Consider the following 14,940-nt stretch of genomic DNA (forward strand, 5'->3'; position numbering starts at 1 on the left):
AATAACTACATTTTCTTTCGATACATTTGGTGACACTATGTTTCCTACATTTTCTTTCTTCACTTGCGGTGACACAATATTCCCTACATTTTCTTTCTTTACTTGCGGTGACATGATATTTCCTATGTTTTCTTTCTTCACTTGCGGTGACACGATATTCCCTACATTTTCTTTCTTTACTTGTGGTGACATGATATTTCCTATGTTTTCTTTCTTCACTTGCGGTGACACGATATTCCCTACATTTTCTTTCTTTACTTGCGGTGACATGATATTTCCTATGTTTTCTTTCTTTACTTGCGGTGACACGATATTATCTTTTTTCGTTTGCGGAGAAATGATGTTATTAGGTTTCATTTTAGTAATTTGAGGAGCAATTAACTCGCTTCCTTTTTTAATTACATCTGAAATTTTATATTCTTTTTTCGCTTTTATTGGTGGTTGTGGCGGCTGTGGTAATACATTTACCGAAAACTTTGTGTTTTCTTTTTCTGCTGGTTTTTGTTTTTCTATAACAGTTGGTTTTTGAATAACAGACGGTTTTTCAACTGGTTTTTCTATTTGAATTGGCTTTTCTTTTTGCACCTCTTTTTGTGGCTTTACCTGCACTTCTTTTTGCGGTTTCACTTGCATTTCCTTCTGTGGTTTTACCTGTACTTCTTTTTGTGGTTTTACTTGCACTTCTTTTTGTGTTTGTTGCATAGCAGGTTGCTGTGTAATTGGCGCTGCTTGATACGTAACTTCTTCCTCATCCTCTATTCCAAGCGGAGTTGGCGTTGCTGCAAACTCTTTTTGTTGGACTTCTTTTACGTATTGTTTTGGAGGTGCTGAACCTGCTCCAGCATGTTGTTTCACGTGAACGCTGTTTGATGGTACTTTAATTTTCATACCTGGCATGATTAAATCTGGATTACTAAGTTGTGTGTTTGTTTTTTTCAACGTATCAAAATCAACTCCGTACTTTTTCGCAATTTTCCAAAGGGTATCCCCTTTTTGCACGATATGAATTTTCAATTTTTCCCCCTCCTGTATAACTTATCTATAAGTAACAAATCTCATGAAGTAACCCTTTCTAAATAACGTTAACTTCTTTTCACTTGTATCACTTCTTCGATTTTCAATACCATTAGAAGTGGAATAAGCATAAGAAAATCGCAATGATTTCTTCAAAACAATGTATGCCCATTTCGTTCTCGTTATGATTATATGCATGAAAAAAAGCAACAGAAATACCGTTGCTTTACACACGCTCTAACATACGATTTAATGCAAGAACCGCTTCTTCAGTCACTTGTTTATCTACGCTAATAACGTTAATTTCTTCTCCTCTTTCTACCGTTTCAAGCACCCATAATAAGTGCGGCAGATCAATTCGGTTCATCGTTAAACACGGACACATAAATGGATTAAGTGAAACAATCTCTTTATCTGGATGTTGCTGAATAATTCGGTTCACTAAATTCATCTCTGTACCAATTGCCCATTTACTTCCAGGTGGCGCTACTTCAATCATATCAATAATATATTTCGTTGATCCTGCGTAATCCGAAGCATCAACAACCTCATAACAACATTCTGGATGTACAATAATATTCATATCCGGATGATTTTTCCGTACATTCTCAATGTTTTTCACTGTAAAGTTTTGATGAACCGAACAATGCCCTTTCCATAAAATCACTTGAATTCCTTCTATATCTCCATCGTACTCTAATGAATCTGTATGTGGGTCCCATACTGCCATTTTATCTAATGGGATACCTAAATCGTATGCTGTATTTCTTCCTAAATGTTGATCTGGTAAAAAGACAAGACGCTCTTTTTGTGTAAACGCCCAAGACACCATTTGTTTTGCATTAGAAGATGTTACTGTTGCTCCGCCATTACGACCACAAAATGCTTTAATTGCAGCTGTAGAGTTAACATATGTTAACGGAATCATCGTATCTCCAAATAATTTTGCGAGCTCTTTCCATGCCCTTTCTGTTTGTTCAATATCTGCCATATCTGCCATCGAACAACCTGCACGCATATCTGGCAAAATAACGATTTGATCATCTGTCGTTAACATATCTGCTGTTTCTGCCATAAAGTGTACACCACAAAACACAATATATTTCGCTTCTTTATTGCTCGCTGCAACTTGCGCAAGCTGAAGTGAATCTCCTGCTGCATCAGAAAATTGTACCACTTCATCTTTTTGGTAATGATGTCCTGGAATAAATAGTGTTTTCCCCATTTTTTCTTTAATTTCACGAACACGCTTTTCCATTTCTTCTGTTGTCATCGTGTAATAACGCTCTGGTAACATCGTTTCAATCGGTTGCACTTTTTCTAAAATACTCATATTCCTTTCTCCCCCTCTAAGCCACTTTCCTTACGCCTCAATATTGAAACTAATATCAAGTGCTTTCACTGAATGTGTTAACGCTCCAAGTGAAATATAATCGACCCCTGTTTTTCCATATTTCGATAAATCTTCAATTGTAATGCCTCCTGATGCTTCCGTAACGATGGCACTTGGTACAATCTTTGAAAACTCCCGAATCTCATCTGGCGTACGATTATCAAACATAATAATATCCGCACCAGCAGCTACAGCTTCTCTCACTTGTTCCTCTGTTTCTGTTTCCACTTCTACTTTCACCATATGTCCTAATTTTTCTTTCACCGATGTAATAGCTTTCGTAATAGAACCAGCAAAAGCAATATGATTGTCTTTGATCATGACACCATCATATAAACCGAAACGGTGATTAAATCCTCCTCCGCACACGACTGCATACTTATCAAACATACGTAGCCCCGGCATCGTTTTTCGTGTATCACAAATACGTGTATGGCTGCTATCTAATGCAAGAACAGCTTTATGTGTCATCGTCGCTATCCCGCTCATACGCTGAATAACGTTTAATATAACGCGCTCTGCCGTTAATAAAGAAGCAATTGGTCCTTGCGCAGTTGCTATTAATTCGCCCTTTTCTACAAGATCTCCATCTTTTTTATGAAGCTCCACTTCAATTCTCTCATCAATTAATTTAAATCCTTCTTCAATGACTAAACGCCCCGCAAAGACCCCTGTATCCTTCGCAAGAAACGTTCCTTTTGAAAGTAAATTATCTGGAAAAATAAGCTGAGATGTTACATCTCTTTCTCCTATATCTTCTAGAAAAAATCGATTTAATGCTTCTTTCACTTTTATCGTGTTCATAGAGCCCCTCTTCCCTTCATCACACAAATTGTAGTTTTCTTTTCACTCGAACAATCTCTTTTTTTACGCTATTTCTATTTGGATAATCACTTCGATAATGAGCACCAATACTTTCTTCTCTTTGCAAAGCTGATACGACTATAAGCTCACAGGCTGTTAACATATTAATAAGCGTTATCTCTTCATTTGTAAGAGCACCATATTGTAATATCATATTTCGAACACCGTACTTACTAAGCCATCTCTTTGCATAAGATAAACTTTGCTCTGTTCGCACAATCCCAACATATTTCATCATGCAGTCTTGTATTTCTTCTTTCGCCGGCAAATGATTCAGAACAATAAACTTCTTTTCCTTCTCAGCCACGTTGTTCCAGCTTTCTTTTGTCGCTTTCGTTAAAATATGTTGTCCTATTCTTTTTCCAAACACAAGACCTTCTAATAATGAATTACTTGCTAATCTATTTGCGCCATGAACACCATTACAAGCTACTTCACCGACCGCATATAAATTTGGAATGGACGTCTCCCCATCACAGTTCGTTTTCACGCCGCCCATATGAAAATGAGCACCGGGTACGACTGGAATGCGTTTTTCATTTATATCGACACCATTCTTTTTACACAATGACGATACAGTCGGAAAACGTTCTTCGAAATTTTGGATAGACTCGATATTTACATACACTTGTTCACCCGCTAAAAGCTGCTCATGAATCGCTCTTGCTACTACATCACGTGGTGCGAGATCGTGATCAGGGTGTATATTCATCATAAAACGCTGCCCTTTTCCATTCATAAGGACAGCTCCTTCACCACGGACAGCTTCAGAGACAAGGCCGCAGCATCGCCCGCTCGCGTATAACATTGTTGGATGAAACTGTACAAACTCTAAATCTACGAGCTCCCCGCCTGCACGATACACCATCGCAAGTCCATCACCCGTAATTGTCTTATCGTTAGAAGTAAAGGCGTATAAACCGCCAATCCCGCCTGTTGCTAACACCGTATACTCTGCAACGTAACGCTTCAACTTCCCTTCACTAGTTCTTGTTAAAACTCCAACACATTTATCATTTTCTATAATAAAATCGAGCACCATTTCCTGTTCCACTACCGTAACGTGCGGAGCTACTTCTTGAATGAAATGCTCTAATAAATTCTTTCCTGTTGCATCGCCACCTGCATGTAAAATACGACGCTTTCGATGTGCGCCTTCTTTTCCAAGATGAGGACCCGTTTCATCTCCATCAAATTTCATTCCATTTTCAATGAGATTATTCATTTCTTTCGGTCCTTCCTCGACTAAATAACGGACCACATCTTCATTGTTATAATGACATCCTGCTACTAACGTATCTTCAAAATGATCATTTGGATTGTCATATGTAGCAACCGCTGCGGCAATTCCACCTTGCGCTAAATATGTATTATTATTACGATTTGTTTCCTTTGTGATAATAATCACATTCTTTTCGTGACAAATCTCTTTCGCAACACGAAGTGCCGCAACGCCACTTCCAATAATTAAGACATCTGCACTTGGCATAATTGTTGCCTCCTACTTTACACTTTTCAACTGTCTTGACACCTATATTTACATAGTTTTAAAATAATGACAAGAGTTTTTTTATAATTCTTATTTTCACTACCATTAAAAAAATATAAGAAATGTAACTCTTACTAGGGAGAGGAACTTACATGATGATATATCTTGACTATGCAGCTACTACACCTATGAGTGAAGAAGCATTACACACATATATGAAAGCAGCATCGCAATACTTTGGAAATGAACAAAGTTTACATGATATTGGAGGAACAGCCTCTTCTTTATTACAAGTTTGCCGAAAAACATTTGCTGAAATGATTGGCGGAAAGGAACAAGGGGTATTCTTCACAAGCGGCGGCTCGGAATCCAACTACCTTGCGATTCAATCCCTTCTCAATGCTCGAAATAAGAAACACATTATTACGACACCTATGGAACACGCATCCATTCGAAGTTATTTTCAATCCTTACAATCAGAAGGGTATACAATTACTGAAATTCCTGTTGATGAGGGCGGGGTAATCCATTTAGATGATTTAGAATCAGCTATTACAGAAAATACTGTTCTAGCAAGTATACAGCACGGAAACTCTGAAATCGGAACCGTTCAAAACATCGCAGAGATCGGAGCACTTTTAAAAAAATATAACGTTTTATTTCATTCAGATTGTGTGCAAACATTTGGTAAACTTCCTATCAATGTTTTTGAGATGGGAATTGATAGTCTCTCTGTTTCAGCACATAAAATATATGGACCAAAGGGTGTTGGCGCTTGTTATATAAATCCGCAAGTTCGCTGGGCACAAATATTTCCCGGAACTTCTCACGAAAAAGGATTTCGCCCAGGTACAGTAAACGTTCCTGGCATCGCATCTTTTTTAACAGCTGCTGAGAATATATTAAAAAATCAACAAGAAGAGAGCTTACGTTTTACAGAGTTACGGTCCTACTTTTTAAGACATTTACAAGCGCTTCCTCTAGAAATTGAAGTAGAAGGTCATTCTACTTCTTGTTTACCACATATTGTTGGGGTTACAATAAAAGGAATAGAAGGTCAATATACAATGTTAGAATGTAATCGCCATGGTATTGCCATTTCCACTGGAAGTGCTTGCCAAGTCGGTAAACAAGAACCTTCGAAAACAATGCTTGCAATTGGAAAAACGTATGAAGAGGCAAAACAATATGTCCGCTTCTCTTTCGGACAACAAACAACGAAAGATCAAATTGATACTACTATTCATGCACTACACACAATTGGAAATCAATTTTATAGAGGTGTTAAATCATAATGAAACAAAATGACCAAAAAAAGATTTTAGGTGAAGAAAGACGACAGCTCATCCTTCAATGGCTTCTCGCTGCAAATGAACCGTTATCTGGGAATGAACTATCGAAAAAAACAAATGTAAGTCGACAAGTTATCGTGCAAGATATTTCCTTGCTTAAAGCACGAAACGAACCAATTATTGCAACTGCTCAAGGATATTTATATTTAAAACCACAAGAGAAACAACAAGCTTTCGAACGCGTAATTGTATGCCAACATAAACCAGCAGAAGTACGTCAAGAACTTACAATGCTTGTTGATCACGGCGTTACTATTAAAGATGTAAAAGTTGAGCATCCTGTATACGGTGACTTAACAGCATCCATCATGGTAAGTAATCGATTTGATGTAGAGCAATATTTACAAAAAATCGAAAACACAAATGCTTCCTATCTTTCGCAACTAACAGATGGTATTCACTTACATACAATTGAGGCAGATTCAAAAGAAAAGTTAGATGCTGCTTGCGAGGCACTAGATAAAGCAGGATTTCTCGTTTATTAATTCATGTAAAGCACAGAGTTTTTATCATTCTCTGTGCTTTTTTAGTGATATAATATTGTAATCAATTGTAAAGGGGATCAAATATGGGAATTGAACTCGTTCACTTTAGCATTGGCAAACCGAAACAAATGAAATATAGCGAAGATAAAGAAATGATTACTGGTATATGTAAAGAACTTACAGAAGAAGCTTTCCTCTCAAAAGACGGATTCCTCGGTGATGACGTAGCAGATTTAAAACACCACGGGGGACCTGATCGCGCAGTTTGTATGTACCCACATGAGCATTACGCACTATGGGAAGAAGAATTTCAAACTACGCTTCCAGCTTCCACATTTGGCGAAAACATTACCGCAACAAATATGTTAGAACGTGATGTTTGCATTGGAGATACATATCAACTAGGTGAAGCAATCATTCAGGTCACACAAGCAAGAGTACCTTGTAGCACTATTTCAAAACGTCTCGGTATTCCTGGCATACTGCCTCGCATTGTAGCAACTGGATTTACGGGTTACCTATGCCGCGTTCTTCAAGAAGGTACTGTACGTAAAGATTCTAAAATTACATTACTAGAACGTCAACCGCGCAATGTTTCTGTTTTGTTCTCTAACGAAATTTATTTTCATAATAGAAAAGATAAAGATGGCATCGAAAAGATTCTTGCTGTTCCAGAACTAGCCGATATTTGGCGTGGTCAGTTAGAGGATCGTCTTGCGAAATTAAAATAAAGAATCCCACCATTTATAGGTGGGATTTTATTTATCTATCGCGCATTGTACTAGCGACTGAAATGATATCGACTTAACTACAAATACTCCCCTTTACAACCAATAAGAAGAATAACTCCCCAGCACAGTAACAGAAAAGCCGAGTGCTTCAAGTTCCATCGTTACGCCTGGCAATAATACATCATCGTATGCTTTATCGACATCGATTAAGAAAAAGTAATTTCCAAGACCTGTTTTCATCGGGCGAGATTCGATTTTTGATAGATTTAATTTTCTCCATGCGAAAGCTGATAACACTTGATATAGTGCCCCTGCATAATCAGCAGGTAACGTTATCATAAGCGTCGTTTTCTCTCCGCGGTTTTCTCCGTTATTTGAGAGTATTGCTTTCTTTTTTTTATGGAGCACGAGGAAGCGTGTATGATTATTTTTATGCGTATGAATGCTACGTCTTACAATCGTTAATCCATATTTTTCTGCGGCTGCTTCATTTGCAATGGCAGCGATTTTTTCTTCAGGGTGTTCTTTCACATATTGTGCAGCTGCACTTGTTGATGTCATATCTCGGACGGTTACCCCTTTTAATTCTTCATTTAAAAACTTATGACATTGTGCAATAGCATGCGGATGAGAATGCACTGCATATACTTCTTCCCACACTTCTGCATACTGCGGATGTACAAGTAGATGTTGCTGAATCGGTACTGTAATTTCTCCTACAATAGAAAGTGGTTGCTCATGTACGAGATAATCAACTGTTATATTCACTGAACCTTCTATGGCATTTTCTAGTGGTACCACTGCATAATCTACATTTCCATTTGCAGCTGCATCAATACAATCTGGAATCGTTCGATACGGTACATGCTCCGCTTCCGGAAAAAAACGACTCACCGCCATATTTGTAAATGTTGCTTCTGGTCCTAAATATCCTACTCGAATCATCGTCTTTTCCCCTCTTTTTCGTTTTCTTACTGTTATACCATACTTTTTTATATTCTTCTATGTAAATTTTGAATATTAAAAAAAGACTAGCATTGGCTAGTCTAAATGTTTCCTATATTCTCTTTGAGCGAAAAAGAAATAAATGATGCATGCAGCAATATAAAACAGAATAAACAAGCCTACTTTTCGTAATGAACCATCCATAAAGATCGTATTATGAAACGTATATAACGCAACTGCACTATGCATACTCCCTACTATAATTGGCGCAAAAAATAGCATACACAATTGCCAACGAGAAATCTTCCATACTTCTTCCTTCGTCATTCCAAGTTTAGAGAGTGCCCCGTACTGCTTTCTATCCGATGAAATATTATGAAACCATTTAAAATATACGATACTACATGATGTAAGGAAAAATAATATACTAATGAATGAGCCTATAAATAGAGTAATATTGCCAAAATCTTTCATATTCACATATAACTCCATATTACTTCGAAATGCGTTATTATCATCTTGTTTCATATGTTTCCGTAAATCTTCATTTAATTTTTTCGTATTTTCGATATTTGGTAATGTATATCCTCTATATATCATTTTTTCAGAATCCGGAACCTTATTTGCTATACTGTCAAAGTCTTCATCATTCATGACGAAGAACAGACCATTAATGTACGAAAGGTGATGGTTAAATTGAACCCCTTCTTTCTGACCGTTAAATACGAATTGATATGGTTGATTCATTACTTGCAATTGAATCTCTTTTTGATTATATACATTCGAATTATTGTATTTATTATAATAAACAAGTGTCACTGTACCTTTTTTAGGACGATACGTTTTCTGTTTTTGTTTCCTTGCTTCTTGATTATATTCACTTTCTTTTATAAGAGGCGCTACTTCTGTCTCTCCCTTGTTGGACTGAAAAGATGCATACACTCCAACAAAACTCATAGATTGAAAATCATCATACCCATACTGATGTAATAATTTTTCAACTGTACCTTCCTCAAAGACTTCATGTGCAGAAACACCTTTTTCTATGTATGACAATGAGTGCGTGCCCCCATCCCGCCACATATCTTGCATACTAGAAAAATATAAGAACACCGTACCAGTTGCCGTAACTACAAACGTCGTTGCCATAGAAAGCATAAAGAAAAAGCGACCATTTTCCTTCATTCGATGCGCCAATTGATTCACTATAAATAAATACGGATATGTATACATAATCTTTTTATTTCGTTTTATCATTTCTAATACTTGAGCAGTACCGTGTGTAAAAGAAAAATACGTTCCGAAAAAGACAAGTATAGACACAGGGAAAAAGTATATTGCTATCGTTGCCATCGTCACTTGTAGCGCTAACGCATATCCTATCCCTAAACAAATAAAGCCGAATATACAAAGCCACTTTGATGTTTTCTTCTCTTTTTTATCTGTTCGAAATTCTTTCAATAACCGAATGATTTTTATATTCCATATACGTAAAGCACTTATAAAAGATAACAGAATAAAAACGACCATATACGCAATAAACGTTCCCCCAATTGCTCTCACGTCAAATATGACAGGGAGTTCTTTCGGAAGTTGAAGCAACATACTAAACACCATGAAAAAGAGCTTTAAAAAGATCACGCCAAGCCCAATGCCGAAAACATTAGCAAATACCCCGATTAATATTTGCTCGGTCATAATCACTCTTATTACGTTAGATTTCGTTGCTCCCATTAACATATATAACCCTAATTCTTTCTTACGTGCCTCTATGAAAATAGAAGTAGCGTACAAAATAAATATGACGAAAAAAGAAATAATTATAACATTACATATGATAAGTCCCCAGCGTACGTTTTGATACCACATCGTCTCTTGCATATACGGATGTACAATGACAGACATGTATGCAAAAGACGCAAATATTGCAAAACAACTGCTTAAGAAAAACACTTTATAATTGCGCCAATTTCCTTTTATATTTTGCAGCGCTAGTTGCCGAATGTTCATCTATCGTCCCCCTATAACTTACTACATAGGCAAAAAGCTAGAGGTTTCTCTAGCTTTGCACGTGTTTCAAATATCCTCTTTGTGCGATCATAAAGTAAATCGCAGAAGCTACAATGTATGCTCCAATTACAATCGCTCCTGATTTCCACAAATCGATATAAAGCATTTTCCCTAACGTATGAAGAGCAAATCCACTATGAATTGCACCGATTAAAATTGGGATAAAGAAGATAACGCCCATTTGTCGAATTGCAATTTTGCGAATTTCTTTATCTGTCATACCGATTCTCTTTAACGATTTAAATTGAATACGATCTTGTTCTTTATCGTTAAACCATTTAAAGTATGTCATACTACAAGCGAAGAAAAAGAACAGCACAGCTACGAAGAAACCAATAAACATCGTAATTGCCCCTGATTCCCTTATATCTTTATAAGCAAGCACCGAGTTATTTAATTCCCCTTGCTTATCTGGTGCAATTTCCTTTTTTAAATCTAACACAAGGTCTTCCGTACTTTTCCAGTCTTCTATATAATAACCGTAATATTTCGTCTTTTCTTCGTCTGGTACGAGCTTTGAATATTTCTCAAAATCTTGCTCATTCACAATGAGATATTCACTATCATTAAAAACAGAAAATGGAGTTGGCTCATTTAATTGAACAGACTTTGTTTGTCCGTTAATTTTAATTTCATGCGGTTTCGTACGATCTATCTTCATCATATCGTTCGCCATATCCATTATGACCATCGTTGCACTACCTGGTGCATTATGAACTTCTCTAACTTGCTCTCTCTTTTGTTTACGTACTTCAGCGTTATATTCTTTCTCTGAAACAATCGCCATTGGCATCTCATGTTCACCGTTAAACATTGTGATTTTTTGAGTTCCAGGAAGCTTTACATACGTTACTTCTCGCGCTTCTTCAAATCCGTGTTTTTTTATTAATTCTTTTGTTTTCCCTTCTTTTATGACATTATGCGTATGAATGCCTTTTTCCTCATACGAAATAGCATGCGGGGTACTAGTTACTGCCTTATAACTCATATCCTCAAAAAATACGTACAGTGTACCAACTGCCGAAGATACAACTGCCGTAATAATAGAAATTACAAATAGAAAACGAGCATTATCTTTCATTTTATAAATAAGGTTGCTAAGTACGAACATATTTGGATATGTATAAAAAGATTTTTTTCGTTTTTGTAACGCCTTCAATACGACTGTACTACCTTGCGTAAACAGTAAATAAGTTCCGCCTATCGTCAGCCCTACAATCGGTAAAAACAGAATGATAAAATTCATAAACGTCACTTGGAAGCTAAGTACATATGCAACAATAATACATCCTATACCAACTACACATAGCGATGTAAATGCAAAAGGTTCTACTTTTTGTTTTCTTGCTTCTCTTAATAAATCAATAATTTGCAAGCGCCCTACTGTCCAAACACTAAACAATGATAGGATTAAAAATAAAATAAAGTATACACCTGCTGTAATAAGAATTGCTTTACTATTCCATACGAGTGGAAGTGTTTTATCTATTTTCAATATTACGCTTAATGCTTGGAAAAATAATTTTGAACAAAGCATGCCAAGCCCAATACCTACTACAATTGCAATACTACCTAACATAAGCTGTTCTAATATAATCATTCGGCCAAGTTGAGATTTTGTTCCGCCTATTAATGTTAATAGACCAAACTCTTTTTTTCTTGCTCGTAAAAATGTTGAATTTGCATATAAAATAAAGAGTGCTGAGAAGATGACTACAATGTAATTCATCGATTCTAGCCCTTTTGAGATCATCTCTCTCATACTTATATTACCACTTACGACATCTGGATGATAAATAAAGGAAGCATACATGAAAAATACGACAATCGATAAACAGCTACTAATAAGGAAAGCTTTATAATTACGCCAATTTCCTTTTACGTTATTAAGCGCGAGCTGGCGAAAGTTCATGATATTCTCCTCCTAGCATCGCAAGTACGTCCAGAATTTCTTGGAAAAAGGCTTGTTTCGTTCTTCCCTTATGTATTTCTGAAAAAATTTCTCCGTCGCGAATGAAAAGAATACGTTCGCAATAACTCGCCGCTACTGGATCATGCGTTACCATTGCAATTGTCACTTTCTTTTGTTCATGTAAATCTTGCAATGCACTCATTAATGATTTTGCTGACTTCGAATCTAAATTTCCAGTTGGCTCATCCGCTAAAATTAGCGTAGGTTCATGAATGATCGCTCTCGCTGCTGCTGCACGTTGTTGTTGTCCGCCTGACACTTCATATACTTTTTTATTTAATATTTCTTCGATATTTAAAAACTTTGCAATCTCAAGCACTTTCGCATCGATTTCATTTACAGATTTCTTCGCCATGACAAGTGGTAAAATGATATTTTCTTTAATCGATAACGTATCAAGTAAGTTAAAATCCTGGAAAATGAATCCTAAATGTGTACGGCGAAACTCCGCTAATTTTGCAGCACGCATTTGATTAATTTCTTCACCATTTACAAGCACATGACCTGAAGTTTGCTTATCAATTGTTGCTAATAAATTTAAAAGCGTTGTTTTCCCGCTCCCTGAAGGCCCCATAATTCCTACAAATTCGCCTTCTTCTATTTTAAAATTTATATCGTTTAAAGCAGTCGTCGCTACTGAACCTTTTGATTGGTAAACTTTTGTTAATCCTTTCACTTCAAGAACACTCATTTCTAATCCCCCTATGTGTTTTCTTCTTACATTTACTATAAGAAAAATAAGAAAAAGAAACGAGTGATTTCCCTTACAAAACGTTTTGTTATCTTACAGTTTTGTCATTTTTCTCATTAATGTATGATATTCTTCATCTTTTGCAAATTGGAACGTGAATGTTGTCCCTTCCCCTTCAGCCGATTGCACATACATTCCGTGATGTAAATTATCGCAAATTTCCTTCGTAATATATAAACCCATTCCAGTCGCTTCTCTCGTTTTACGGCCATTTATTCCCGTAAAGAATGGATCAAATATACGCTTTACATCTTGCTCTGGAATACCAATTCCATTGTCCTTAATATGTAGTAACACCTTTTGATCTTTCTCTTCAATTTGAAATTGAATTTCCTTTTTCTCCACTTCTGAAATTTTCGTATACTTAATTGCATTTACAACAATTTGCCCTATAGCAATACTTAGCCATTTTCTATCAGATGCAACCATACAAGTATCTTCATCAAATATTACTTTCGGAAATACCGACGATTGAATGAAAGATTTTCGATTTTCATTAATAATACCTCTGATGATATCTATCACATTTACTACTTCTACTTTATAATCTTTCGCAAATTGCTCTAACCTTGCCATATGTAACGCTAAATCTAAACCATTTAGTATACGATTATTTTCTTCACGAATACTTTCAACTGTTGCTCTTGCTTCACGATGCTCTTTACCAAACTTTTGTAATAGCAATTCTATAACCGATACTGGTGTTTTCATTTGATGAATCCATTGGTTCATAAATATCATTTGCTGTTGTTCTTTCGCATGTTGTTTATGAACTTCATTCATATATTGCTGTCTTAATAGCGTAAACGATTCAACAACCATCTCTTGCTCTGAAGTATAAGAAGTATCAATAAGTAAAGAGTCGTGTAATGTATTTCCGCTAGCAACATACTTTTCGATTCTTTTTAAAAATACACTTCGTTTTCGATAATCGTAAATGAGGTATACAGTAAATACAGCTGTCCCTAATAAAAGCCCATATAACCACGTACCCCAATCAATGGATCTTTTTTCCAAAAGACTTTGTAACTGCAAAACGAGTCCAAATAAACAAAGGCTAATAATATAAGAAAGAAGTAAAGAAAAACGGTCCATGAGGTAATTTTTAACCTTCATGCCCTTCGCCCCACTCTGTAAGAAGCGCATAACCATATCCGCGTTTCGTTACAATTGCATTTTGAATGCCTAGCTCCTCTAATTTCTTCCTTACGCGTTTTACATTTACGGTTAATGTATTATCATCAACAAAAGCTACCTCATCCCACAGGGCCTCTAACAGTTCTTCACGCGTTACATATTGGTTTGCTTGTTTCATTAAACATTCTAATAAGTAAAATTCATTTTTTGTCAGCTCCGTTTGTTGCCCCTGCCACTCAACAATGTGCTGGGACGGAAATAACAACAGTCCATTTACACCTAAACAATCACTCTCAGCAACAGAGGCATACTCACCATAGCCACGGCGGAGTGCACTTTTCACCTTAGCCATTACAATATCTAAATGGAATGGCTTCGTAATGTAATCATCTCCGCCATTCTCGATTGCCATTACTTGATCCATTTCCCCTGTTCTTGCAGAAACAAAAATAATCGGTGCATTCGATACAGTACGAATTTGACGACACCAATAAAAACCATCAAAATATGGTAAATTAATATCCAGTAATACGAGATGAGGATTTATTTTCACGAACTCATCTTTTATATGACGTAAATCACTTGCTCTAAATGATTGATAGCCATATCTTTCTAAATGCTCCTCTAATATTCCCGCTATTTTTTCATCGTCTTCTACAATTAATATTTTATACATGTTCGTTTTCTCCCCATAAAAAATTCTTCCAAAACCACTCCTTGTTCTATTATAAATTGAA

12 protein-coding genes and 1 pseudogene are annotated in these 14,940 nt (G+C 36.2%); 3 read left to right on the top strand and 10 right to left on the bottom strand.

Translation table 11 applies throughout. The annotated features are described in order from the left end of the window. Positions 1-857: 857 nt before the first annotated feature. From safA to nadB, 4 genes and pseudogenes are all read right to left on the bottom strand, one after another. A pseudogene (gene safA / locus J0835_RS29255) lies at positions 858-1,014 on the bottom strand (SafA/ExsA family spore coat assembly protein); the annotation flags it as partial. A gap of 226 nt (positions 1,015-1,240) precedes the next feature. After that, entirely contained in the window at positions 1,241-2,347 is a 1,107-nt protein-coding gene (gene nadA, locus J0835_RS21705; protein WP_087982134.1) for a quinolinate synthase NadA, read from the bottom strand. Between the two features lie 30 nt (positions 2,348-2,377). Further along, positions 2,378-3,211, bottom strand: a complete 834-nt coding sequence (gene nadC / locus J0835_RS21710) for a carboxylating nicotinate-nucleotide diphosphorylase (RefSeq protein WP_087982136.1) — start codon at positions 3,209-3,211, stop codon at positions 2,378-2,380. A gap of 19 nt (positions 3,212-3,230) precedes the next feature. Continuing rightward, positions 3,231-4,760 carry an L-aspartate oxidase gene (gene nadB, locus J0835_RS21715; protein ID WP_144536342.1) on the bottom strand — a complete coding sequence of 510 codons (1,530 nt, stop codon included), beginning with the start codon at positions 4,758-4,760 and terminating at the stop codon, positions 3,231-3,233. Positions 4,761-4,912: 152 nt separating this feature from the next. On the opposite strand from nadB, the gene J0835_RS21720 reads away from it, so the two are divergent. From J0835_RS21720 to J0835_RS21730, 3 genes are all read left to right on the top strand, one after another. Then, complete coding sequence (locus J0835_RS21720; protein WP_087982140.1) at positions 4,913-6,055, top strand: IscS subfamily cysteine desulfurase; 1,143 nt, start codon at positions 4,913-4,915, stop codon at positions 6,053-6,055. After that, positions 6,055-6,597: a transcription repressor NadR gene (locus tag J0835_RS21725; RefSeq protein WP_000812240.1), complete on the top strand. Its 543-nt coding sequence runs from the start codon at positions 6,055-6,057 to the stop codon at positions 6,595-6,597. Before J0835_RS21720 ends, J0835_RS21725 begins: the two co-directional genes overlap by 1 nt. A gap of 83 nt (positions 6,598-6,680) precedes the next feature. Beyond that, a complete protein-coding gene (locus J0835_RS21730) occupies positions 6,681-7,328 on the top strand; it encodes an MOSC domain-containing protein (protein ID WP_087982142.1) in 648 nt (215 codons plus the stop codon). A 93-nt stretch (positions 7,329-7,421) separates the two neighbouring features. Here the strand turns inward: J0835_RS21730 and pheA are convergent, their stop codons facing one another. The 6 genes from pheA to J0835_RS21760 all read right to left on the bottom strand — a co-directional run bounded on the left by pheA (position 7,422) and on the right by J0835_RS21760 (position 14,879). Then, positions 7,422-8,273: a prephenate dehydratase gene (pheA, locus tag J0835_RS21735; protein ID WP_087982144.1), complete on the bottom strand. Its 852-nt coding sequence runs from the start codon at positions 8,271-8,273 to the stop codon at positions 7,422-7,424. 96 nt (positions 8,274-8,369) lie between these two features. After that, positions 8,370-10,283, bottom strand: coding sequence for an FtsX-like permease family protein (locus J0835_RS21740; protein ID WP_087982146.1), 1,914 nt, complete (start codon positions 10,281-10,283; stop codon positions 8,370-8,372). 49 nt (positions 10,284-10,332) lie between these two features. Further along, a complete protein-coding gene (locus J0835_RS21745) occupies positions 10,333-12,255 on the bottom strand; it encodes an ABC transporter permease (RefSeq protein ID WP_087982148.1) in 1,923 nt (640 codons plus the stop codon). Next, a complete protein-coding gene (locus tag J0835_RS21750; protein ID WP_000114530.1) occupies positions 12,230-13,006 on the bottom strand; it encodes an ABC transporter ATP-binding protein in 777 nt (258 codons plus the stop codon). Before J0835_RS21750 ends, J0835_RS21745 begins: the two co-directional genes overlap by 26 nt. A gap of 93 nt (positions 13,007-13,099) precedes the next feature. Continuing rightward, entirely contained in the window at positions 13,100-14,182 is a 1,083-nt protein-coding gene (locus J0835_RS21755) for a HAMP domain-containing histidine kinase (protein ID WP_087982150.1), read from the bottom strand. Then, positions 14,172-14,879 (bottom strand): response regulator transcription factor, encoded by a 708-nt coding sequence (locus tag J0835_RS21760; protein WP_000276710.1) that lies wholly within the window; start codon positions 14,877-14,879, stop codon positions 14,172-14,174. Before J0835_RS21760 ends, J0835_RS21755 begins: the two co-directional genes overlap by 11 nt. Positions 14,880-14,940 lie beyond the last annotated feature (61 nt).

The sequence above is a fragment of the Bacillus cereus group sp. Sample62 genome (assembly GCF_036851315.1).
Classification (GTDB): Bacteria; Bacillota; Bacilli; order Bacillales; family Bacillaceae_G; genus Bacillus_A; species Bacillus_A wiedmannii.